Source organism: [Rhizobium] kunmingense, from assembly GCF_977018605.1.
Genome location: NZ_CDRNXG010000001.1, coordinates 2,717,700 through 2,739,966, shown reverse-complemented (window position 1 = coordinate 2,739,966; position 22,267 = coordinate 2,717,700). Strand labels below are relative to the sequence as shown.

The 22,267-nt window shown below is 61.2% G+C and carries 27 protein-coding genes and 1 tRNA gene; 20 read left to right on the top strand and 8 right to left on the bottom strand.

The window, feature by feature from the left end; all coding sequences use genetic code 11:
- The first annotated feature begins 51 nt into the window (after positions 1-51).
- The 14 genes from AC0JZ4_RS13070 (at position 52) to AC0JZ4_RS13005 (ending at position 7,351) form a co-directional block, all read left to right on the top strand.
- The gene (locus AC0JZ4_RS13070) at positions 52-888 is read left to right on the top strand and encodes a pentapeptide repeat-containing protein (RefSeq protein ID WP_471886800.1); all 837 of its coding nucleotides are present in this window, start codon (positions 52-54) and stop codon (positions 886-888) included.
- Positions 889-915: 27 nt separating this feature from the next.
- Positions 916-1,182, top strand: a complete 267-nt coding sequence (locus AC0JZ4_RS13065; protein WP_471886799.1) for a hypothetical protein — start codon at positions 916-918, stop codon at positions 1,180-1,182.
- A gap of 212 nt (positions 1,183-1,394) precedes the next feature.
- Positions 1,395-2,411, top strand: coding sequence for a hypothetical protein (locus tag AC0JZ4_RS13060; protein WP_471886798.1), 1,017 nt, complete (start codon positions 1,395-1,397; stop codon positions 2,409-2,411).
- Positions 2,408-3,025, top strand: coding sequence for a hypothetical protein (locus AC0JZ4_RS13055; RefSeq protein ID WP_471886797.1), 618 nt, complete (start codon positions 2,408-2,410; stop codon positions 3,023-3,025). The genes AC0JZ4_RS13060 and AC0JZ4_RS13055 overlap by 4 nt, the downstream gene beginning before the upstream one ends.
- Positions 3,022-3,384, top strand: a complete 363-nt coding sequence (locus tag AC0JZ4_RS13050; RefSeq protein ID WP_471886796.1) for a hypothetical protein — start codon at positions 3,022-3,024, stop codon at positions 3,382-3,384. Before AC0JZ4_RS13055 ends, AC0JZ4_RS13050 begins: the two co-directional genes overlap by 4 nt.
- The gene (locus AC0JZ4_RS13045; protein ID WP_471886795.1) at positions 3,381-4,148 is read left to right on the top strand and encodes a hypothetical protein; all 768 of its coding nucleotides are present in this window, start codon (positions 3,381-3,383) and stop codon (positions 4,146-4,148) included. The genes AC0JZ4_RS13050 and AC0JZ4_RS13045 overlap by 4 nt, the downstream gene beginning before the upstream one ends.
- Positions 4,145-4,579 (top strand): hypothetical protein, encoded by a 435-nt coding sequence (locus AC0JZ4_RS13040; protein WP_471886794.1) that lies wholly within the window; start codon positions 4,145-4,147, stop codon positions 4,577-4,579. The genes AC0JZ4_RS13045 and AC0JZ4_RS13040 overlap by 4 nt, the downstream gene beginning before the upstream one ends.
- Entirely contained in the window at positions 4,576-4,845 is a 270-nt protein-coding gene (locus AC0JZ4_RS13035) for a hypothetical protein (protein ID WP_471886793.1), read from the top strand. The genes AC0JZ4_RS13040 and AC0JZ4_RS13035 overlap by 4 nt, the downstream gene beginning before the upstream one ends.
- Positions 4,842-5,063 carry a hypothetical protein gene (locus tag AC0JZ4_RS13030; protein WP_471886792.1) on the top strand — a complete coding sequence of 74 codons (222 nt, stop codon included), beginning with the start codon at positions 4,842-4,844 and terminating at the stop codon, positions 5,061-5,063. Before AC0JZ4_RS13035 ends, AC0JZ4_RS13030 begins: the two co-directional genes overlap by 4 nt.
- Positions 5,060-5,650 carry a hypothetical protein gene (locus tag AC0JZ4_RS13025; protein WP_471886791.1) on the top strand — a complete coding sequence of 197 codons (591 nt, stop codon included), beginning with the start codon at positions 5,060-5,062 and terminating at the stop codon, positions 5,648-5,650. The genes AC0JZ4_RS13030 and AC0JZ4_RS13025 overlap by 4 nt, the downstream gene beginning before the upstream one ends.
- Positions 5,647-5,847: a Lar family restriction alleviation protein gene (locus AC0JZ4_RS13020; protein WP_471886790.1), complete on the top strand. Its 201-nt coding sequence runs from the start codon at positions 5,647-5,649 to the stop codon at positions 5,845-5,847. Before AC0JZ4_RS13025 ends, AC0JZ4_RS13020 begins: the two co-directional genes overlap by 4 nt.
- Positions 5,844-6,056 carry a hypothetical protein gene (locus AC0JZ4_RS13015; RefSeq protein ID WP_471886789.1) on the top strand — a complete coding sequence of 71 codons (213 nt, stop codon included), beginning with the start codon at positions 5,844-5,846 and terminating at the stop codon, positions 6,054-6,056. Before AC0JZ4_RS13020 ends, AC0JZ4_RS13015 begins: the two co-directional genes overlap by 4 nt.
- The gene (locus AC0JZ4_RS13010) at positions 6,040-6,345 is read left to right on the top strand and encodes a helix-turn-helix transcriptional regulator (protein WP_471886788.1); all 306 of its coding nucleotides are present in this window, start codon (positions 6,040-6,042) and stop codon (positions 6,343-6,345) included. The genes AC0JZ4_RS13015 and AC0JZ4_RS13010 overlap by 17 nt, the downstream gene beginning before the upstream one ends.
- A complete protein-coding gene (locus AC0JZ4_RS13005; protein WP_471886787.1) occupies positions 6,290-7,351 on the top strand; it encodes a tyrosine-type recombinase/integrase in 1,062 nt (353 codons plus the stop codon). Before AC0JZ4_RS13010 ends, AC0JZ4_RS13005 begins: the two co-directional genes overlap by 56 nt.
- A 119-nt stretch (positions 7,352-7,470) precedes the next feature.
- Here the strand turns inward: AC0JZ4_RS13005 and AC0JZ4_RS13000 are convergent.
- The 3 genes from AC0JZ4_RS13000 to AC0JZ4_RS12990 all read right to left on the bottom strand — a co-directional run bounded on the left by AC0JZ4_RS13000 (position 7,471) and on the right by AC0JZ4_RS12990 (position 9,147).
- Positions 7,471-7,547, bottom strand: a tRNA-Arg gene (locus AC0JZ4_RS13000).
- A 30-nt stretch (positions 7,548-7,577) separates the two neighbouring features.
- Positions 7,578-7,883, bottom strand: coding sequence for an ETC complex I subunit (locus tag AC0JZ4_RS12995; protein WP_471886786.1), 306 nt, complete (start codon positions 7,881-7,883; stop codon positions 7,578-7,580).
- Between the two features lie 139 nt (positions 7,884-8,022).
- A complete protein-coding gene (locus AC0JZ4_RS12990; protein WP_471886785.1) occupies positions 8,023-9,147 on the bottom strand; it encodes an ATP-dependent DNA helicase in 1,125 nt (374 codons plus the stop codon).
- A 115-nt stretch (positions 9,148-9,262) separates the two neighbouring features.
- On the opposite strand from AC0JZ4_RS12990, the gene AC0JZ4_RS12985 reads away from it, so the two are divergent.
- From AC0JZ4_RS12985 to AC0JZ4_RS12975, 3 genes are all read left to right on the top strand, one after another.
- Positions 9,263-10,543 carry an SDR family oxidoreductase gene (locus AC0JZ4_RS12985; protein WP_471886784.1) on the top strand — a complete coding sequence of 427 codons (1,281 nt, stop codon included), beginning with the start codon at positions 9,263-9,265 and terminating at the stop codon, positions 10,541-10,543.
- Positions 10,543-11,022, top strand: coding sequence for a DUF2269 family protein (locus AC0JZ4_RS12980; protein ID WP_471886783.1), 480 nt, complete (start codon positions 10,543-10,545; stop codon positions 11,020-11,022). The genes AC0JZ4_RS12985 and AC0JZ4_RS12980 overlap by 1 nt, the downstream gene beginning before the upstream one ends.
- Positions 11,023-11,129: 107 nt before the next feature.
- Positions 11,130-11,972 carry an aldo/keto reductase gene (locus AC0JZ4_RS12975; RefSeq protein WP_471886782.1) on the top strand — a complete coding sequence of 281 codons (843 nt, stop codon included), beginning with the start codon at positions 11,130-11,132 and terminating at the stop codon, positions 11,970-11,972.
- Positions 11,973-12,076: 104 nt separating this feature from the next.
- Here AC0JZ4_RS12975 and AC0JZ4_RS12970 read toward each other — a convergent pair whose 3' ends face one another.
- The 3 genes from AC0JZ4_RS12970 to AC0JZ4_RS12960 all read right to left on the bottom strand — a co-directional run bounded on the left by AC0JZ4_RS12970 (position 12,077) and on the right by AC0JZ4_RS12960 (position 15,622).
- The gene (locus tag AC0JZ4_RS12970; protein ID WP_471886781.1) at positions 12,077-13,060 is read right to left on the bottom strand and encodes a capsular polysaccharide export protein, LipB/KpsS family; all 984 of its coding nucleotides are present in this window, start codon (positions 13,058-13,060) and stop codon (positions 12,077-12,079) included.
- 145 nt (positions 13,061-13,205) lie between these two features.
- Positions 13,206-13,778 (bottom strand): acetolactate synthase small subunit, encoded by a 573-nt coding sequence (gene ilvN, locus AC0JZ4_RS12965; RefSeq protein WP_471886780.1) that lies wholly within the window; start codon positions 13,776-13,778, stop codon positions 13,206-13,208.
- A 50-nt stretch (positions 13,779-13,828) separates the two neighbouring features.
- Positions 13,829-15,622, bottom strand: a complete 1,794-nt coding sequence (locus tag AC0JZ4_RS12960) for an acetolactate synthase 3 large subunit (protein WP_471886779.1) — start codon at positions 15,620-15,622, stop codon at positions 13,829-13,831.
- A gap of 382 nt (positions 15,623-16,004) precedes the next feature.
- On the opposite strand from AC0JZ4_RS12960, the gene AC0JZ4_RS12955 reads away from it, so the two are divergent.
- Positions 16,005-18,110 (top strand): ATP-binding protein, encoded by a 2,106-nt coding sequence (locus tag AC0JZ4_RS12955; protein WP_471887884.1) that lies wholly within the window; start codon positions 16,005-16,007, stop codon positions 18,108-18,110.
- On the opposite strand, the gene miaA is transcribed toward AC0JZ4_RS12955, so the two are convergent.
- The gene (gene miaA / locus AC0JZ4_RS12950) at positions 18,095-19,015 is read right to left on the bottom strand and encodes a tRNA (adenosine(37)-N6)-dimethylallyltransferase MiaA (protein ID WP_471886778.1); all 921 of its coding nucleotides are present in this window, start codon (positions 19,013-19,015) and stop codon (positions 18,095-18,097) included. The two genes, AC0JZ4_RS12955 and miaA, sit on opposite strands and share 16 nt — an antisense overlap.
- Here miaA and serB point away from each other — a divergent pair, their 5' ends adjacent.
- Together serB and AC0JZ4_RS12940 are read left to right on the top strand one after the other, a co-directional pair.
- Positions 19,016-19,909 carry a phosphoserine phosphatase SerB gene (gene serB / locus AC0JZ4_RS12945; protein ID WP_471886777.1) on the top strand — a complete coding sequence of 298 codons (894 nt, stop codon included), beginning with the start codon at positions 19,016-19,018 and terminating at the stop codon, positions 19,907-19,909.
- A 5-nt stretch (positions 19,910-19,914) separates the two neighbouring features.
- Positions 19,915-20,505 (top strand): GNAT family N-acetyltransferase, encoded by a 591-nt coding sequence (locus AC0JZ4_RS12940; RefSeq protein ID WP_471886776.1) that lies wholly within the window; start codon positions 19,915-19,917, stop codon positions 20,503-20,505.
- A 12-nt stretch (positions 20,506-20,517) separates the two neighbouring features.
- Here AC0JZ4_RS12940 and AC0JZ4_RS12935 read toward each other — a convergent pair whose 3' ends face one another.
- Positions 20,518-22,182: a Do family serine endopeptidase gene (locus tag AC0JZ4_RS12935; RefSeq protein WP_471886775.1), complete on the bottom strand. Its 1,665-nt coding sequence runs from the start codon at positions 22,180-22,182 to the stop codon at positions 20,518-20,520.
- Positions 22,183-22,267 lie beyond the last annotated feature (85 nt).

The window sequence follows — 22,267 nt, the reverse complement described above, 5'->3', positions numbered from 1 at the left end:
CACCACACCACCACACCACGTTGACCGCCTTGAGCGGCAGAGGAGACTATTGTGAAATTTGAAATCCTGAACAGATGGTCCGGCGAAGTGCAGTTCACTGCCGAGATCGATTGCACAGAGAGCGCGCTCCCGTCGGTAAAGATGGGACTTGCCGTGAAAATGGCGATCAAGTACGGCGCCAACCTCGACGGCGCCAACCTCCAGCGCGCCAACCTCGACGGCGCCAACCTCTACGGCGCCAACCTCCAGCGCGCCAACCTCTACGGCGCCAACCTCGACGGCGCCAACCTCGACGGCGCCAACCTCGACGGCGCCAACCTCGACGGCGCCAACCTCCAGCGCGCCAACCTCCAGCGCGCCAACCTCCAGCGCGCCAACCTCTACGGCGCCAACCTCGACGGCGCCAACCTCGACGGCGCCAACCTCCAGCGCGCCAACCTCGACGGCGCCAACCTCCAGCGCGCCAACCTCTACGGCGCCAACCTCGACGGCGCCAACCTCGACGGCGCCAACCTCCAGCGCGCCAACCTCGACGGCGCCAACCTCCAGCGCGCCAACCTCTACGGCGCCAACCTCGACGGCGCCAACCTCGACGGCGCCAACCTCGACGGCGCCAAGATGTGGAACGCCTCGGGCAACAACAAGCACATCAAAACAATCCAGGCGGGCGAGTATCAGGTCACCTATGCTGCCGACATGATGCAGATCGGTTGCCAGTTGCATTCAATCTCGGAGTGGTGGTCCTTCGACGATCGCCGCATCGCGGAGATGGACGGCAAGACCGCCCTTCGCTTCTGGGCGACATGGAAACCGATCCTCCAGCAGATCATCGCAGCATCGCCGGCCGTAGCGACTGGTTACGTCGCACCAGTAGCCGCAGCAGCCTAACCCACCACCACAAGAGGAGACCACACCATGCGCCAACAGGACGCCAGAAGACTTGCGGCCGAATTCCATGCGGACTTCGTGCCGACCCGCCAGACCGATAATCTCGAGGTGATTGCCAACCTCACCGCCTCGACGAACACGCCGAAGGTGCTGGCCGCCGTAGCCGGCTGGCACGAGCGCCGCCGGAACCGCCGCAGCATGGCCATCGCTGCAGCGCTGCGCCAGGAGAGCGGCACCAAGCCGCGCCCGGCCAATGACAACCGCCGTCCTCAGCAGCAGCGCCGTGTCGCATAGGCTGGTTGCCCTCGTGATCATCGCAGCGGCCCTCACGGGCTGCTGCACTTCCACCCTGCAGCGCGGCTGCGATCCGATGCCCAAGTGGCGCGGATATGTCTTGGAGATGAAGTGATGGAAAATTGGGAATTGATTTTGTCGGTTTGGGCCGTCACCGGCGCGGTCGCCATCGGATTTGTAGTGTTGATGCTTTTCATTGCGAGGTCGGAGTGATGGGCGTCGACAAGAGCATCCCCGCGACTTTGGCACGAGAAAAGCCTATGAGCTATACATCGCAGGAATTGCCCGCATTTGACCAGAGTAGCGCCGCCGGGAATGGTGGAAGCCTTTCTCTACCCGATTACGTCGAGACGGCGCTTTCAGAATTCTGGAGCTTCACGGAACACAGTGGCATCTGTGGCGGCATCCGGGACTTGAACGAATCGACAGAAGTCGCCCTTCGACAAGCTCTTCTGAAGTGGGTGAATTCCACGGCGGCACCTGAGTCAGTCGGCCACGGCTCGGATCTTGAAATCCAGACGGCCTATGAGGCGTGGCGCGATGGTGACACCTACAGCCCCGCTTCAGTCACCGCGTTCTATGCCGGCTTTCGAGCATCATCCACCCCCGCGCCCGTGTCGCAAACGCAGGCGACAAGCGACGTCATCATCCTGGTGAAAAAGGGCGATCCGGCCGAAAAGCCTATGCTCTATGCATGCCCGAAATGCGGACAGGCACATTCGCCCAAGATCTATGTCTGCCGTGAGGAGCAGGCCCACGAGGCAGCGCGGCGCGCGGCGGAGGAATGCTGGCAGTGCCGAACGCACGACACTTGCGAAGCATGCGGCAAGGAAACGCCGAAGGGCTGGCTGAAGTGCTCGGAATGCCGGGAGAGCTCCAAGCTCCAGAAGGCAACCGTGGTTGACGCCGCGACCATCGAAAATTGCTTCAATGCCGATGGCGAGTATTTTCATGACACGTGGGAAGCTATCGAGGACGGGGCAAGCTACGTCTACGGCTCGACGTTCAACCCGTTCCGCATCGACTTCGAAAACCTGATCGATAACGTCCTTGATGATCACCATGAGGACGCATCAACGCACGATCTAAAAGGCCTTGATATGTTGAAGGCTGCCGTTGATGCCTTCAACGCTGCCCAGACCAGCGGGAGCTATCACGAGGATTCGACCAAGGTCGCATACCTGCCTAAGCAGGACGGCGCCGACGCCACCACGGAGGGCCAGCCATGACAAATTCTGTCACCCATGAAGAAGCCGCGATCGAGACGATGCGCGAAAGCGTTATCCGCAGGGCGATTGGCCCGACGATCCTACTTGGTTCCGGCACTTACTTCGACTTCGAAGATCCAGAGAACAGCGAAATCACGATCGAGGACATTGCTTATGGCCTCGCATTCGAGGGCCGCTGCGCCGGCCAGTGCTACAGCCGTATCTTCAAACGCCGCGTCTTCTATTCGGTCGCAGAGCATTGCGTCCGCATGAGCACGGTCGTCGCCCCGGAGATGGCACTGCAAGCCTTGATGCATGAGGTCGGCGAAGCCGTATGCGGAGACATGACAGCGCCGCTCAAATCGCTGGTTCCGGGCTTCAAGGCCATCGAGAAACGTTGCGAGGCGGCGATCCTTAAGCGGTTTGGCATTACCATGACCGACCCTGTCGCGATCAAGCAGGCCGACGTTCGGATGCTGGCGACTGAGCGGCGCGACCTTCTCCTTTGGCGCGGCGAAAAATGGTCCCTCAACGATATCGAGCCTTACGAGATGGAGATCACTCCGTGGTTTCCAGAGAACGCCGCCGAGGCCTTTCTCAGCCGGTATCACGAACTCACGAAGGTGGCAGCATGACAGAACATCAGGAAATCTGGTGCCAGCCGGCAGACCAGCCTAAGCGGCAATTCCTCGTCATGTTCGACGATCCGCAGATGGATGTGGCCGTCTTCGACGATGAAGCGGATGCCCGCGCCTATTGGGAAAAGGCCAATATCAATTGGACCTGCTACCTCATGGGCACCTTGCCGCGCTCCCCATCACCTTCACCGAGAATGATGGGGTCCGTCGCCATAAGAAAGGCCGGCGATGCAGCCGTTCAAAAGATAGTCGACCGGTTTGCCCTTACGCACTTCATGCCCGACAGCGACGACCTCGCCGACCATCTGAGGAGCATCGTGGATGCTTGCGTCAAAGCGGCGGAGGTTAAGCCATGACGGACCTGACCCCGAAGGAAGGCGATACGATTGTCGTGTGGTTCTCGAACGGAGCCGCCAGCGCCGTCGCTGCTTACCTGACGCTGCAGAAATACGGCAACCTGTGCGATGTTCGCATCGTCAACAATCCGATTATAGAGGAAGACGAAGATAATCTTCGCTTTGGCAAGGACGTTGCCGCGTGGCTCGGTCGTCCGCTCATCTTCCATGGCAATCCCAAATATCCGCATTGTTCAGCCGTGAAGATCTGGGATCAGCGCGGCGCAATGGTATTCCCTCGCGGCGCCCCTTGCACCGTCCACGGTAAGAAGGAAGCCCGCCAGGACTACGAGCAGCTGCACAAGGTCCATTGGCATGTTCTCGGCTTCACAGCTGAGGAGCAGAGCCGGTATGATCGGTTCGTGCTGACCGAGCGCAGCAACGTCCTGCCCATCCTGATAGATGCCGGTAAGACGAAGGACGATTGCGCGGCGGTCCTTACGGAGGCGGGCGTTGCCCTGCCTCGCGTTTATGCCGAAGGCTACCCGAATGCCAACTGCATCGGCTGCGTGAAGGCCACCAGCCCGACCTATTGGAACCTCGTTCGCACCACGCGACCCGCGGTATTCGGAGAACGAGCCGTGCAGTCCAGACGCCTTGGCGCTCGGCTAGTCCGCCACAAAGGCAAGCGCATATTTCTGGACGAGCTGCCAGCAGACGCGAAGGGTCGGCCTCTCAAAAAACTGAAAATAGAATGCGGCATCTTTTGCGAGGAACCGGCATGATCAAGAGATTTTTCAAGTTCTTCGCTCGGTGCTGGCGCGCCGACGAATACGGGTGGACGGAGCCGGATCGGAACCCAGCCCCGCAATCGAATGTGGTGGGGAGTGACGCCGAGAAAATCGTCTTGCTGGAAGAGCGCATTTCGAGCCTGGAAGACGAACGCTACGAGGCGCGTCAGGTGCCGTGGCCTGAATGGGCAAAGGAAATCCTCAAGACCCTGCAGAAATACGGCTACGATCCGGTTGTGGATGGCGAGGTTGATCTTGGCGAGGCTTTCAAGGACTACCTCGAAGGCGTTGCCCAAGCTGAGGAATACGACAAGAAGCGCTATCGCGAGATAATCGAGCGCGCTCAATCGATCATCTCGACCTCGACCTATCCAAACTGGCACACTACGGCCCGCGCTGCCCTCACCACGGAGGGCCAGCCATGAAGGTGAGCGAACTTCGTGACGCTCTCGCCAAGATGCCGGGAGAGATGAATGTCCACATCCCTAGCGGCGAAGGCATGCTCTCCGTCAAGCATGTGTTCCGTATGAACCTGATCGGCGTCGAGCAGTTCGCCGAGGTCACCTTCTACGGCGGCGATCCTCACACCCCTGACATGGAAGACGCCAAGATCGAGCGCGAAACCGGCTTCAAAAACCGGGACGAGCTGATCGACGCCTATCTCGAACTCAAGAAAGGTTCGCAGCCATGAAACTCGACATCACCAAGGAATGGCTTGCGAAGATGGCCGCCGCTGAGGCCGACGAAGACCCGACCACGGGCAAGCCTGAATACATCGCCCCCTTCGCTCCGAGCGCGGCCGACAAATATTACGGCCGGATCATCGCGAGGTATCAGGCCCGTATCGTCGAGCTTGAGGCGATGCTCGCCGACCCCGCCCGCCAGACGACCACGGAGGGCCAGCTATGAGCCTGACCGCCGATCACATCCTTGATGCCCTGGTTTCCATCAGCGGCGACAAGATCTGGGCGACCGAGGTTCCGTTCCGTGGTTCGACGACGCGTATCGACTTCTGGACCTTGGAGCCAACCCGCTCCGCTGGATTTCGTGCGACGAGCTACGAGATCAAGGTTTCGCGGCAGGACTTCAAGCGCGACACTGAAGAGAAGCAGGCGGGAGCTTTGCGTCATTCCGATCGCTTCATCTACGTTACCCCGCCCGGCCTTCTGACAAAGCTGGACGTGCCGTCGTGGGCCGGCCTTCTCGAATGGGACGGCTCGACATGGCGCGTCGTGAAGCGCCCGCCGCGCCTGTCGAAAGCCGAGGAACCCGGATGGGGCCTGCTCGTAGATATCCTGCGAAACAGCGGCCAGTGCCGGCGAGACATCGCCATCATGACCCTGCGCATTCAGATGGCCGAGCGCCAGGCGCGGCAGAACATCGGGCAGCATGCTTTCGGCTTTTCTACCCATTCCCGCTGGAACCAGCGCTTCGCCTATCGCGCCCTGCAGGACGATCGCACGTTGCCGAGCATCAAATCGAGGAGTGGATCATGACCGACAAGCTTTTGCCATGCCCATTTTGCGGCGGCGATCCACTCATCATACAATCCAAGCACGCCAACAAGCTGTGGGCGCTGCATTGCAAGAACTGCGACGCTGGCCCATCAGCTTCACTTGGCCGCGACGAGGCGGTTGAGACATGGAACCGTCGCTCCCCATCGCCGTCACCGAGGGAGGTGGGTATGCCATGACCACCAAACGCATCAGTATCAAGACGGCTAACGAGTGGCGGGCGATGGTCGGCAAAGTTCCGGTCAACAAGATCGCCGCCGACTACGGCGTCGACGAGGGCACCGTCTACTATCACACCAACAAGCGGCACGCTGAACGACGCCGCGAACAGTGGCGCCGATGCCAGGCGCGGAGAAGATCGGAGGCAGGGCATGTCACCAGCCAATGACAACGTGCCTCGCCTTGTTGGCCGCAAAGAAGCTGCAGCTTATCTCGGTATAGGCGAATCGACCTTTTCGCTGTGGGTGGCAACCCATAAGATGCCGCCGGCAATTGCTGGCACGCGCAAGTGGGACAGAAGAGCGATCGATGCAAAGCTTGACGAGATTAGCGGCATAGGTGCGCCAGCAGCAGCGAACGACAACGTGGAAGACGAATTCGAGAAGTGGGAGCGCGAGAAAAATGCGCGAAAAGCTGAAAGGTCTAGCGAAGGTAAAAAAACGCCTCGCAAGCGGTAAGACCGTCACCTACTGCTATGCTTGGCGCGGCGGCCCTCTTCTCAAGGACAAGGCGGGCCTCCCTTTGCAGCCCGGTGACCCGCTCCTGATGAGGGCATATGTCGATGCGACGAAGGATCGATTCGTCGATCCGACCGAGAACATGAATAAGCTCATCACCGAGTACAAGGCATCTACGGATTTTACCGGCCTCGCACAGAAGACGCAGAAGGAATACAATCGATACATCGACAAGGTGCGCGATGAATTCGGCCTAATGACCCTGCCCATGCTGCAGGACAAGCGAGCACGCGGCAAGTTCAAGGAGTGGCGAGACAGCATGGCGGACAAGCCGCGCACGGCTGACTTCTCGTGGATGGTTCTCGCTAGGATCCTATCCGTGGCAAAAGACCGCGGCAGGATTACCGTCAACCAAGCGGAGCGTGGTGGGCGCATCTACAGCGTCGACCGAGCCGAAAACGTCTGGACCGACGAGACGCTGGATAGGCTTTTTGCCGTAGCATCGCCACAGATCCAAGCCGCGGTGATTATCGCCCTGTGGACAGGCCAGCGTAAGGGCGACGTCCTCAAGGCGCCGTGGAGCGATTACGACGGCACGCACATCAAGGTGAAACAGGGCAAGACGAATGCGCGAGTGAAGATCCTAGCAGGTCAACCGCTCAAGGAGTTGCTTGACGGGATGCCCCGCATCTCGCCGGTCATCCTCACCAATAAGCGCGACAAGCTGCCATGGACGTCGGACGGCTTCAACACCAGCTGGACGAAAGCGAAGAAGAAGGCTGGCATCGAGGATCTAACATTCCACGATCTACGCGGAACAGCGGTAACACGACTAGCCCTCGCCGGATGCTCAGTGGCGCAGATCGCGGCTATTACCGGACATAGCCTTAAGGACGTAGAAAGTATTCTCGATACGCACTACCTCGGCGGCAAGACTGCCTTGGCCGAGGAGGCCATTAGGAAGCTGGAGAACTTCCAATCGGCACAAAAAGAGAAGCCCGCTTGATGCGGGCTTTTTCTTGTTACGGTTGTGAGGCGTGAACAGGCTAGGAACGGATTTAGCAAACTGCGTCGGAAATTTGCAAACCGAGCAGCACCAAACCACACCTAAGTTATTGAAATATTTGGCGACCCCTGCAGGACTCGAACCTGCGACCTACTGCTTAGAAGGCAGTTGCTCTATCCAGTTGAGCTAAGGGGCCTCTTGGCGTCAGTTCGAAACTGCCGCGAAATCAATGCGTCCAGGGCTGCTGGCGACTGAACTTGAAATTGTCCGTATAGGAAACGATCTGGCGATTGGCTTCCTTGGGCTGGATGACCCGGTATTCGATGCCTTCGCGCGCCGCATAGGCTTCCGCCAGTTCCTGGCTTTCGAAAGTCAGGCGAAGCTGCTGCTTCATGTCGGAAGACGACGTGTAGCCGAGGATAGGATCGATGTGACGCGGCACTTCCTGATCGAATTCAAGAACCCAGAGATGAGTCTTGGCCTTGCCCGACTGCATCGCAGTCTTTGCAGGACGATAGATCTTTGCAGTCATGCTCGCGCACCCCATACATATTGAACGAAGAAAGGCAAAACCCCTTCCGGGAAAAGCCTCATTCGCATCTGCCGCGTCTTCGCAGCAACAACGCTTTTGCCGTGTCCGGTGTTCAATGTCAACGACGGCGATCGATCGCTTATCGGACGACCGTCAGCGTCTCGGCCGCTCGGGTAATCGCGGTGTAGAGCCAGCGTTCGCGCGTATCGCGAAACGCAAAGCTTTCGTCAAACAGAACGACATTGTTCCACTGCGAGCCCTGCGCCTTGTGCACCGTCAACGCATATCCGAAATCGAACTCGTCATAGCGCTTGCGCGTCGACCAGGGAATTTCCTCTTCGCTCTCGAAGGCTGCCTTGAGCAGCTTTATCTTCGCCGCGCCGCGATCCATGTCGTCGTCTTCCGGACGGATCATCAGATTGATGCCGGGCTTCACCGTTTCGCGCGAGGAACTCATCACCTGCCAGAGAGAGCCGTTGAGCAACCCCTTCACCTGGTCGTTGCGCAGGCAGACAAGTTTGTCGCCCGATTGCGGATAGCCAGTCGTAAACCCCTTCAGCTCGCGCAGCCGTTGATTGTAGCGCTTGCGTGTGCGGTTGGTGCCGACGAGCACCTGATCGGCATCGAGCACCAGTTCCTGGTTCACCTCATCGCGCGAGATAACCTTTGCCTTGCCGTAGTCGCCATACATGATCTCCCTGCCCTCACGCACCTGCATGGCAAGCTGGATGATCGGATTGTCCTGTGCCTGGCGATGAATCTCGGTCAGAAGGTAGTCCGGCTCCTGCTCGGTGAAGTAACCGCCACCGGAAACCGGCGGCAGCTGGCCGGGATCGCCGAGAACCAGGATAGGCGTGCCGAAACTCATCAGGTCGCGACCGAGCGCCTCGTCCACCATCGAGCATTCGTCGATGACGATCAGTGCCGCCTTGGCGACCGGGCTCTGCCGGTTGATGGAAAACATCGGCGAGATGGACGTTTTGCCGGTCTCTTCGTCCTCCACCGCCTCCTCGCCGCGCGGGCGATAGATCAGCGAATGGATGGTCTTGGCATTGCGGGCGCCAAGCGAACGCAGCACCTGCGCCGCCTTGCCGGTGAACGCCGCAAACAGGACCTCGCCATCGACATGTTCGGCAAAATGTTTCGCCAATGTCGTCTTGCCGGTTCCGGCATAGCCGAACAGTCGGAAGACCTGGCTGCGCCCATCCTTGAGCCAGCGCGAAACGGCCTTGAGGGCCTCGTCCTGTTGCGGTGCAAATTGCATGGTTCCGACTTGTCAGGATTCTGCCTGAAAGCGCAACAGGAAAAGAACGAAAGATGAATCAAAGGCGGGGATCGCGCTACCTGCCATTCACCTTTGCAGCTTAAGAATGTCGGACATGAAGATACTTATTCTCGGCGCCACCGGCTTCATCGGCCAAATGATACTGCAGCGACTGGCGGCGGATGGCCACGACATGACCGGCCTTGGCCGCGATACGGCAAGCGCCGAACGCCGTATGCCGGCTGCTCGCTGGACAAGGGCGGATATCGCCAGGCTCTCGGCGGGTGAATGGCAAGACCTGATCCGTAACCAGGACGCGATCGTCAATTGCGCCGGCGCGCTGCAGGACGGGTGGTCGGACGATCTGGCTGCCACGCAGCACCGGGCGATGCTGTCACTTATCGAAGCCGCAGTGGCACTCGGCGGCCGCACCATCGTGCAGATCTCGGCACGCACCGATGGTTCCGCCCGTTCCCTGCCCTTTCTCGCCACCAAGCGCGCCGGGAACGATGCGCTCAAGGCAAGCGGCCTGCGCCATGTCATCCTGCGCCCGGCATTGGTCGTCGGCCGCAATGCCCATGGCGGAACGGCACTGATCCGCGCTCTTGCAGCCATCCCCTTCGTCACACCGCTGGCCCATGCGCAGAACCCGGTCGAAACGATCGCGCTCGACGATGTCGCGGAAGCCGTTGCGCGGGCCGTCGATGGAAGGATAGCATCCGGCAGCGACCTCGATCTGGCCGCCGACAACACGATGCCCTTGTCCGACCTCGTGGCATTGCACCGCCGCTGGCTTGGCCTCGCTCCCGCCCGCCCGATCGCACTGCCCGCCGCCATGGCAAAACCGGTGACCCTTGCGGCAGATCTGGCCGGTCGGCTCGGCTGGCGCTCGCCGCTTAGGTCGACGGCGATGGCAGTGATGTCGGAAGGCGTCATCAGCACACGCGCGAAACCCGCCGGACTGGCATTAGCAGATGCGGCCGCGGCGCTGTCCCGCCATCAATCCGGCGTGCAGGATCTTTGGTTTGCCCGCCTCTATCTCCTCAAACCCGTCGTCATCGTGACGCTTGCACTCTTCTGGTTTCTATCCGGCCTGATACCGCTGGCCGATATCGATGGCGCGGCCGCCAATTTCCTGCCTTTCATGTCGGCGATTTCGGCGACCGCACTGACGATCGCCACCTGCCTCATAGACATTCTGCTCGGCTGCGCCGTGCTCTTTCGCCCGACGGCCCGCAAGGCCCTGCTCGGCATGATCGCCGTCAGCCTTTCCTATCTCGCTGGAGGAACGATCCTCGAACCCCAGCTTTGGCTCGAACCGCTCGGTCCGCTGGTCAAGGTCCTGCCCTCGATTGCACTCACCGTCGTGGCGCTTGCCATTCTGGATGAACGCTGATGGATACATACAGCCTGCTGCTTCTCGCCCACGTCATCGGCGCCACCGTCCTCTTCGGCACCGGCGCCGGCATCGCCTTCTTCATGGTGGTAGCCAGGGCGACGGAAGACCCGAAACTGATCGCCCACACCGCCAATACCGTCGTTCTGGCAGACACGGTGTTTACCGCGACGGCCGTCATCCTGCAGCCGGTCACCGGCTATCTCCTTGCCGACCAGCTCGGCTGGTCGCTCACCGAAGGCTGGATCGCCCTGTCGCTCTGTCTCTATGCGGTGACCGGCCTGTTCTGGCTCCCGGTCGTGTGGATACAGATCCGCCTGCGCGACATCGCCCGCGCAGCGCAGCAGACAGCACAACCCTTGCCTCCGGTCTGGTTCCGGCTTTATCGCATCTGGTTCGCATGCGGCTTCCCGGCTTTTTTCGCCGTCACCGCAATCTTCTACCTGATGCTGAACAAGCCGGACATCCCGCTGTTTTGAGGCGCCGCCAGCCATCTGCATGCGCGACAAGAACAAGCGAGTGGACGGCTTGGCATCAGGCGCGAGGGCGCTAGACTGTGGATTTCCATAGGAGCGAGATCCAGAACATGACGGCCACCCACCATGTAACGCTTTTCGGAGGCACCACGGTTCCGGCACTCGGCCTCGGAACCTGGAAAATGGGCGAGAACCCGCGCATCGCCGATCAGGAGATCGCCAGCCTCACGCGCGGCCTCGACCTCGGCCTGACCTTGATCGACACCGCCGAGATGTATGGCGAAGGCGGGGCGGAACTGATTACCGGCAAAGCGATCGCCGGGAGGCGCGACGAGGTTTTCATCGTCAGCAAGGTCTATCCGTTCAATGCAAGCAGGCAGGGCGTCATCGACGCATGCGCACGAAGCCTCAAGAGGCTGGGGACAGACAGGATCGACCTCTACCTGCTTCACTGGCGCGGCGAACATACGCTATCCGAAACAGTCGCGGGCTTCGAAGAGTTGCGCGCGGCAGGCAAGATCGGCGCCTGGGGTGTCTCCAATTTCGACATCGACGATATGGAGGAGCTGATGGACGTGCCGGGCGGCGAGAATTGCGCCGCAAACCAGGTTCTCTACAACCTTTCCCGGCGCGGCATCGAATACGACCTCCTGCCCTGGTGCGAGAGCCACAACATGCCGATCATGGCCTATTCGCCGATCGAACAGGGCCGCATTCTGCGCAATGCCGAACTGATCCGCATCGCCAAGGCCTACCAGGCGACGCCGGCGCAACTGGCGCTCGCCTTTCTTCTCAAGCGCCGCAACGTCATCGCCATCCCCAAATCCAGCGATCCGCACCGGGTGGAGGAAAATGCCGGCGCACTGGAGCTTGAGGTCAGTGATGCGGACTGGAATGCGATCGACGCAGCCTTCCCGCCGCCATCCCGCAAGCGGCCGCTCGAAATGCTCTGACTACAGCATGTCTCCCGAAAGGGGTTGCCGGTTTGGGGATAAAGATATGCGCAAAAACAAGGAGCTAAAGCACGGCAAGCGAATCTGAAAGATCGCGACGTGCTTTAGAGCGTGCTGCGACCCGCCACGATCGCGTCGATCGTCTGGAACACATCCCGCCGCCGCCATGTCTGCGGATCGCGGTAGATCGGATAATGAACGAAGGCAGCGGCGGTGAGCTGATCGATGCTGCGCGACACCGTTCGCCGTTGCGCAACGATGCCCTGCGCCCGCTCGCTCATCCGGTCCTGCGTCAGTCCCCAACCGGAATAGAAAGGCGCCGCATAGCAGCGGACGGGAATGTCCCGCAGCAGCGCATCGAAGCCGAACTGGCTTGCCACCGTCCAGACCTCGTCGACGGCGGAAAGGATGGACGCTGCGGAAATCGGCTCGGCGGAAAGTGTCACCCCGGCCCGGCCCGCCGCCATCTCGCTCAGATATCCCCGGCGGTAACCGGCGATCACGTCGGGGTGGGTTCGCACGATGCACTGAGCGCCGCTCGCCAGCGCATCGTCCAGCATCCGCTGAAATGATTTCGCCGAACCGAGCGAGCGCGGCACCGATACGTCTCCGCGCACCTGGTCGACGAGCAGTATGCGTCGCCTGCCCGTGCGTTCGAACCCCGGCTCGCGATCCGGCAGATGGTTGTATTTGGAAAGGCCGTGGTGGACGATCGCCTCGCGCACCGGCCGGCCAAGCTCGACATCGCCGTCATCGGCTGCGAGAATGAGCTTTTCCAGCCGTGAATGGCGTGAGGCGTCTGTCGAGAGGCAAAGGTCATCCGCAACGATCGAAAGCGGCAAGCCGCCGGCCTTTCCAAGCCCGACCGAACGCAGAAAACCGTCCTCGAGCCAGAAATGCGGGATATGGCGGAGAGTGGCTACCGTCTGCGTCATTTTCGAAACGATCCGACCGCCCCACGCGATCGTGCCGCCGATACCCGGCGTTAGGCACCCTTCGATCGCTTCAAGGTCAAGATAGTCCCTGACCCAAGGCTGCTCCTGACGAAGCCAGTGCATGGCGCCGAGGGACGTTCCGACAGGCGGCATCCATGGCTTGCCCGCTATCCTGCCTGGGCTTTCACGCCTTCCCGGCTCATCGGCTGTCAATGCTGTGTCCGTCCACGATTACGCGCATGTCTGACGCCTATCGTGGACGGCCCTGTTTGTCCAATCCGTTCGAAGAGCGGATCGATCACATGCCCTGCGGGCCGCGATTCATCGCCGCGATACCGGTACGGCAGATCTCGGCCAGGCCGAGCGGCTTCATAACCGCCACGAACTGGTCGATCTTCGACGACTTGCCGGTGATCTCGAAGATGAAGTGCTCGACCGTCGCATCGACGACCTTGGCCTGAAAGGCGTCGGCAAGCCGCAGCGTCTCGGCCCGGCGCTCGCCCTGGCCGACCACCTTGATCAGCGCCACTTCGCGCTCGATCGGCCGTTCCTGACCTAGGTCACGGGCGCGCACCGTCAGATCGACGACGCGGTGAACCGGCACGATCCGCTCCAGCTGGGCCTTGATCTGCTCCAGTACGGTCGGCGTGCCGTTGGTGACGATGGTAATGCGCGACAGATGCGCCTCATGCTCCGTCTCCGAGACGGTCAGGCTCTCGATATTGTAGCCGCGACCGGAGAACAGGCCGATAACGCGGGCAAGTACGCCCGGCTCGTTACTGACGAGGACCGAAAGCGTGTGGTTTTCGGGCTTTGCCGTCTCGGGGTTGATGAAATAGGCAGATCCGGTCGGCTGCTGATGTGCATTCATGATCTTGGGTCCGTTTCCTCAAGTATTGTCTTAAAGAACACCAACTCGTCTCAAACGAGCTGGCGGCCCTTTGCATCGATGGCAGTGGCAACCGCATCGTCGGTCGCCTCGTCCGGCAGCAGCATCTCGTTATGCGCCTTGCCCGACGGGATCATCGGGAAGCAGTTGGCGAGATTGGCGACGCGGCAATCGAAGATGACCGGCCTGTTGACCGCGATCATCTCCGCAATCTTGTCGTCCAGTTCCTTCGGATCGTCGCAATACATGCCGACGGCGCCATAGGCTTCCGCCAATTTGACGAAGTCGGGCATCGCCTCGGTATAGGAGTTCGACAACCGGTTGCCGTGCAGGAGCTGCTGCCACTGGCGCACCATGCCCATATACTGGTTGTTGAGGATGAAGATCTTCACCGGCAGGCCGTACTGGATGGCGCAGGACATTTCCTGGATGCACATCTGGATCGAGGCATCGCCGGCAATGTCAATGACCAGAGCCTCGGGATGCGCAACCTGCACGCCGAGGGCTGCCGGCAGGCCATAGCCCATCGTGCCGAGACCGCCCGACGTCATCCAGTGGTTCGGCTCCTCGAAGCCGAAGAACTGCGCCGCCCACATCTGATGCTGGCCGACTTCTGTGGTGATGAAGGTTTCCCGTCCCTTGGATGCTTCATAGAGACGTTCAAGCGCATATTGCGGCATGATGACGTCGTTAGAGTGCTTGTACGAGAACGACTTGCGCGCCCGCCAGCCATCGATCGAAGTCCACCAGTCGGCGGTCTGCGCCTTTTCCGGTTTTTTCGGCAGCGCCCGCCACAGACGTACCATGTCCTCGAGAACGCGGCCGACATCGCCGATGATCGGGATATCCACGCGAACGTTCTTGTTGATCGACGACGGGTCGATGTCGATATGGATCTTCTTCGAATTCGGCGAAAACGCGTTGAGGCGACCGGTGATGCGGTCGTCGAAACGCGCGCCGATGCAGACCATCACGTCGCAGTCATGCATCGCCATGTTCGCTTCGTAGGAGCCATGCATGCCCAGCATGCCGAGCCAGTTCTTACCCGAAGCCGGATAGGCACCCAGTCCCATCAGCGTCGAGGTAATCGGGAAGTCGCTCAGTTCCACCAGTTCACGCAGCAGCTTGGACGCTTCCGGTCCGGAATTGATGACGCCGCCGCCGGTATAGAGGATGGGGCGACGCGCCGTTGCCATCAGGTCGACGGCGGCCTGGATTGCGGCCAGATCACCGTCAAGCTTGGGTTTGTAGCTCTTGTTGGCCGGCGTTTCCGACTTCGGCGTGTAGGTGCCGGTGGCGAACTGGATATCCTTCGGGATATCGACGACAACAGGTCCCGGACGGCCGGACTGGGCGATACGGAAGGCTTCATGGATGATGCCGGCCAGCTCGTTGACGTCCTTGACCAGCCAGTTGTGCTTCGTGCAGGGGCGTGTGATGCCGACCGTATCGGCTTCCTGGAAGGCGTCAGAGCCGATCAGCGTCGTCGGCACCTGTCCGGTGAGGCAGACGAGCGGGATACTATCCATCAGCGCATCCTGCAACGGCGTCACCGCATTGGTCGCCCCCGGACCTGATGTGACGAGCATGACACCCACCTTGCCGGTGGAGCGGGCATAGCCTTCGGCCGCGTGGCCTGCACCCTGCTCGTGGCGCACCAGGATGTGCTGGATATCGTCCTGCTGGAAAATCTCGTCATAGATCGGCAGCACCGCTCCACCCGGATAGCCGAAAATATGCTCGACGCCATTGTCCTTCAGCGCCTTGAGGACGATCTCAGCGCCGGTCATGCGGTTGTCTGGCGTCTGGGTATTGCTGTTCGTCATTGCCTTTGTCCGTTCACTCTGGATTTTCTACCGGCGGCTCCTCCGAGCCGGTTTCGGGCATAAAAAAAGCCCCCTTGAGGGAGCCTGTCTTTTCGCGCATGGGAGCTTTCGCCGGATGGTTACACCATCCTGCCCATGCGCGGTCCCACCACAATAAGTGCCTTCGAGATTTTCATGGGTGGGAGTGTTAGCGACATAAGTTCCATTCGTCAACGCACCATTCGGGCAAAATGCAGCTGGACTAATACAGCACAGCGCCCGAACAACCGCAGGCATGTCATTACACCAGTTGTTAAGCCACCCGCCGTAAACTCGCCTTTCCTCACCATCGGCCCTGAACCATCCGGGCCGAAAACGCATTCCCGACGGCATGGGCAAGCTCTTGTTGAACGACGACCACAATCGCTCCTCCTCAGCAGGGGAAACGGATCGCCGAGACACCGACAAGCCAGGCAACCGCTTCCTCGGGCGCGTCGTTGCCTGCAATGGCGCCCATGTGACGATCGCGGCAGTCGCCGAAAACGGCGAGACCGATCTCACCGAACTCTGGTCTGTCGGACGGCTGATTTCGATCAGCGTCGGCTCGAACCGCATCGTGGCGCTCGCCTATTCCATGCAGACCAGCGCGCAGGACTGGCATGAGGGCGGCAACACCGTCTTCAGGATCGAAGCCGAACTCCTCGGCGAGGTCCGTGTCGAAGCGGACGGCAGGGAACATTTTTCCAGTGGCATCACCCGCTACCCCTATCTCGGCGCCATCGCTCATCGCATTCGCGCCGCCGATCTCAGCCGCGTCTTCGATGCCGGCAAGAAGGACAATTGCGTCATCGGCAACCTTACGCAGGACGAAAGCATCAACGCGACGATCCACATTCCATCCATGCTGTCGAAGCATTTTGCTGTTGTCGGCTCGACCGGCGTCGGCAAGTCGACCGCCGTCTCGCTGCTACTTCACCGCGCCATCGAGGCCAATCCGAAGCTGCGCGTCCTTATCCTCGACCCGCATAACGAATTCGCGGCCGCCTTCCCCGATCATTCCGTCGTCATCGACACCGATACGCTCGACCTGCCTTTCTGGCTGATGCGGCTTGAGGAATTCGCCGAAGTCGTCTTCCGCGGCCGCGCCCCCATTGCCGATGAACTCGATATTCTTCGGGATCTCATACCCGATGCCAAGCGGGCCTTCCGCGGCAGCGATTCGAGCCTCACACGCCGCGCGTCGGAAAAGAGTTCGGTAACGGCCGACACGCCGGTGCCTTATCGCATGGCCGATCTTCTCGCCCTGATCGACGACCGTATAGGACGCCTCGAAGGTCGCACCGAAAAGCCGTTCCTGCGCTCGCTGAAAATGCGCATCATCTCGGCGATCAACGACCCGCGCTATCACTTCATGTTCTCCAACAATACGATCAACGACACGATCCTGGAGACGATTGCAGACATCTTCCGCATTCCGGGCAACGACCGGCCGATCTCCACCTTCCAGCTTTCGGGCGTACCGTCGGAAGTGGTCAATTCCGTCGCCTCCGTTCTGTGCCGCATGGCCTTCGAACTGGCGCTCTGGAGCAATGGCGGCATCCATATGCTCGTCGTCTGCGAAGAAGCGCACCGTTACATTCCGTCCGACCCGAACCTCGGCTTTTTCCCGACGCGGCAGGCAATCTCCCGCATCGCCAAGGAAGGCCGCAAATACGGCGTTTCGCTCGGCATCATCACCCAGCGCCCCGGCGAACTCGACCAGACCATCCTGTCGCAGTGCTCGACCCTGTTTGCCATGCGCCTGCCCAATGAGCGCGACCAGGAGATCATCAAATCGGCGATCCCGAATTCGTCGATCTCCACCACCAGCTTCCTCTCATCGATCGGCAATGGTGAAGCCATCGCCTTCGGCGAGGCAATAGCGGTACCGATGCGCATGCGGTTCGCGCAGGTGGAAAAACGCTACCTGCCCAAGGCGCACGGCATCGTCGACAAGGGCGCCGATGAAACGCCCGATACGGTAGACTTGCGCAGCATCATCTCCAGAATGCGCTCGACCGGCACACCGGATATCAGCGCCTTCCAGACAAGCTATCTCGCGGCTGACGCATCCAGTGCGCCGCCACAGGCCCAGGCACCTGTTTCCTATTCGCCGCCAGCCGCCCCACGTGACGAATTTCCGCCGGCAAGCGATGCCGAAGTCGAGCGCTGGCGGCAGGAAATGCAGGCCGAGCCGCAACGCGAAATCTACCGCGCACCGATGACGCCGCCCCCCGCCATGCCATCATACCATCCCGACATGCTGCCCGGCACGACACGCACGCCACAGCCCGCACCACCGGAACCGCGCCCGACCTGGCGCGATCGCGCAGCCTCGTCGAACGAAACGGCACCGACGCAGCAGCAAATGCCCACACCAGCCCGCCCCAACCCGTTCATCAAGCGGGAAGGCTCGTTCCGCGAAAGCCTGCTGAAAAAGCCGCTGACGAGCCTCTACGACAAGGACTGAATGGAAGCAGGCGTTCCATCTATGCGCTGCCAGCTTTCATCCATCTGATTGCGGAACCAGGTCATCTGTCGTTTGGCATATTGGCGGGTCAGTGCCGAGCTGCGTTCGATCACGTCGGCCTTCGTCATCCGCCCCCCGATCATCTCGGCGATCTCGCGCACGCCGATCGCCTTCATCGATGGAAGGTCGTCGGCCGGCGCCTGTCGCAACAGCGCATCGACCTCTTCGATCGCTCCCTCGCCAAGCATCTTTTCGAAACGCCGGTTGATCCTATCCTGCAATACGCTGCGGTCGGGCAGCACGATAAACTTCAAAGCCCTCGCAGGATCGACGATCATCGGCCCTTGCTTCCCCTGGAACGCGGAAATCGAGCGGCCGGTCGCCGCAAGCACTTCAAGTGCCCGTACGATCCGCTGCCCGTCCTTCGGCTCCAACGTGCCGGCAACGGCAGCATCCCTGCCCGCAAGCTCGGCATGGAGCACTTCCGGCCCCTCTTCCTTCAGCCGCAGCCGCACCTCGCAGCGAATCGCCTGGGGAATTTCCGGCATGTCCGAAAGTCCTCCCGTCAGTGCCTTGAAATAAAGTCCCGTGCCGCCGACAAGGATCGGCAGCTTGCCTTGCGCCCGCACCTCGGGCAGCAGCCGCGTCACCTCACGCAGCCATTCGCCGCTGGAATAGGCGCGCGTTGCGGGCACATGCCCGTAGAGATGGTGCGCAACGCCTTCCATCTCCTCGTCTGACGGGCGCGCGGTGATGACCCTCAGCGTGTCATAGACCTGCATGCTGTCGGCATTGATCACGACACCGTTGCGCTGATGTGCGAGCCTGACGGCAAGCGCCGACTTGCCGCTGGCGGTCGGCCCGGTTATCAGGATCGCGTCGGTTTCTTGCACAAGGTTCTCCATATGGCTTTCGTTGCCACGCTCATCGCCCATCCGTCAAACCCGGTCCTCACGCCCTTGATCGCCGAACAGGCCAGCGAGGCGGTGAATGCGAGCGGCCTTTACTGGCTGGCAGACGGCATAGCCTGCGATATCGCCCTGCGCGACGGCACGGATATCGAAAAGGCGGAAGCCGATCTGCGCTCCGTCGTCGGACAGGCACCGATCGACGTCGTCGTGCAGCAGGCCGAGACGCGCCGCAAGCAGTTTCTCATCGCCGACATGGATTCCACCATGATCGGCCAGGAATGCATCGATGAACTGGCCGATGTCGTCGGCCTGAAGGATCAGGTCGCGACGATCACCGCTCGCGCCATGAACGGCGAGATCGATTTCGAACCGGCCCTGCGTGAACGCGTCGCCCTGTTGAAGGGTCTGCCGATCACCGTCGTCGACGATGTCATCGCCAAGCGCATCACGCTGACCTCCGGCGGCCCGGAGCTGATCGCCACGATGAAGGCCAAGGGCTTTTACTCCGCCCTGGTCTCCGGCGGCTTCACCGTCTTCACCAGCAGGATTGCCGCAACGCTCGGCTTCGACGAGAACCGCGCCAACATCCTGATCGAGGAAGAAGGCATTCTCACCGGCAAAGTGGCGGAACCGATCCTCGGCAAGCAGGCCAAGGTCGATGCGCTGGAACAGATCTCCGCGAAGCTCGGCATCACGCCGGACGATGTCATCGCCGTCGGCGACGGCGCCAACGATCTCGGCATGATCGGCATTGCCGGCTCCGGCGTCGCACTCCATGCCAAGCCGACCGTCGCCGCCGAGGCAAAAATCCGCATCGACCACGGCGATCTGACAGCGCTTCTCTATATCCAGGGATACCGCAAGAGCGATTTCGTATCCCCGAAGTGACAGACATGACGAACCGCGTCACGATCGTTCAAACCCCGCGCCTCGTCATCGGCCAGTGGCTGCCGTCCGATCGTGACCTGTTTCGCGAAATCAACGCCGACCAAAAGGTCATGGAATTCTTCCCCTTCCGGCGCAGCCACGAAGAGGCGGATACGGTCTTCGTCAAGCTCAATGGCATGATCGAGGATAACGGCCTCGGCTTCTACGCGGTAGCGCTCAAGGAGACGGGCGAGCCGATCGGCTTCTGCGGCCTCTCGCGCCCCAATTTGCCCGGCGTGTTCCCGGAGCAGACGGTCGAGATCGGCTGGCGACTGGCAACGCGCTACTGGGGGCACGGCTACGCCACGGAGGCCGCGCGCTTCCTGCTCGACTGGGCCTTTGCCGTGAAGGGGCTGGATGCGGTCGTCTCTTTCGCTGTGGAAGCCAATGTGCGTTCGACCAGCGTAATGAAAAGACTGGGCTTCCACCGTATTTCAGCGCTGGATTTCCACCATCCGCGCGTTCCCGATACCCATCCCCACCTGCAGCAACATGTGGTCTATGCCGTCACAAGAGACGAGTGGCAGCGGCAGAAGGCGGCCAACGCCGCCTCCTGATCATTCCGATGTTCAGTCGAGCGGAATGGCGACGAAACGCAGGTTGCCGGCCTTGTCGGCAACCATGATATGGGCGTTGCGACGGCCATCGGCCTTCAGCTCTTCCATCTTGGTCGTCACTTCCGCCGGCTCCTCGACGAAATCCTGCGCCACTTCGACGATCACCTCGCCAACCTTCACGCCCTTCTGTGCCGCCAGCGAGCCGTCCGCCACTTCGGTGACGACAACGCCCTCGACGCTTTCGGCAATGCCGAAACTCTTGCGGCGCTCATCGTCGAGCGCAGCCAGCGTCATGCCGTAAGCCTTGACCGGATCGGTGCTCGGCTCGGCCGTCTGCGCGCCGCCATTGTCGCTTCCCGATTGGCCGTCGCCGTCGGCGTCGTCCTCGGCGGCGGCCGTCTGCACGCTGTCTTCCAGCCGGCCGAGCGTCACCTTGACCGTCTGCTCCTTGCCGTCGCGCAGGACCACGACATCGACTTCCTTGCCGACCGGACTTTCGGCGACGATACGCGGCAGATCGCGCATTTCGTTGACCGGAGAACCGTCGAAGGTGACAACGACGTCACCGGCCTTGATCTCGCCGTTCTTGATCGGCCCGTCATTGACGACTCCGGAAATCAGCGCGCCGCGCGGGCGGTCGAGGCCGAGGCTGTCGGCGACCTCGTCGGTCACCGGCTGGACGCGAACCCCGAGCCAACCGCGGCGGGTTTCGCCGAATTCGATCAGCTGGTGCACGACATTTTCGGCGATTTCCGTCGGCACAGCGAAACCGATGCCGATCGAACCGCCCGAGGGCGAGATGATCGCCGTGTTGATGCCGATCACTTCGCCGCGCATGTTGAACAGCGGACCGCCGGAATTACCCTTGTTGATCGCCGCATCCGTCTGGATGAAGTTGTCATAGGGGCCGGCATTGATATTGCGGCCACGGGCCGAGATGATGCCGAGCGTTACCGAACCGCCAAGCCCGAACGGGTTGCCGATCGCCATCACCCAGTCGCCGATACGCATGCGCCGGGAATCGCCGAAAGGCACCGCCTTCAGCGGCCTTTCCGGCTCCACCTTCAGCACCGAAAGGTCGGTCTTGGTATCGGTGCCGACAAGCGTCGCCTTCAGCTTCGAACCGTTCGGGAACACCACTTCGATCTCGTCGGCACCTTCGATGACGTGGTTGTTGGTCACCACATAGCCGGAGGGATCGATGACGAAACCGGAGCCAAGCGACGATGTGCGCTGGTTGCCGCGCGGCGCCTCTCCGCCCTCGCCGTCGAAGAAGTCGTCGAAGAATTCGCGGAAAGGTGAGCCTTCCTGAATGCGCGGCTGCTGCGGGCCGTTGCCGCTGTCCTTGACGTTCTGCGACGTGGAAATATTGACCACGGCATCGAGCAGACCCTCGGAAAGATCGGCGATCGAGGCGGGGCCTGCCGGCGTCATCGAGGCGGACGGCGATGGCGGCGGATTGAAGGAGCGCGTTGCCGGCGGCGGGGCCGGCAGCATGCCGCCCTCGGCGCCCTGGGCAGGCGGAACCGGTGCCGGCTGTGCGGGTGCGGGTGTTTCCGGCTGGGCAGGTGCGGGTGCAGGTGTCTGCGCAAAACTCTGCATCGGCGCGACGGCGACGGCGAGCACGAGCCCGCTCAGGGCAAACCGCTTCCAGGACTTCTGAACCTGCTGAGCCATCTGGCCTCCTCGCATCATGTGTGGACTGTCCGGACCGCCCGGAAAAAAGATGGGTCCCGTAGAGACGCCCCATAGGAACAACTGA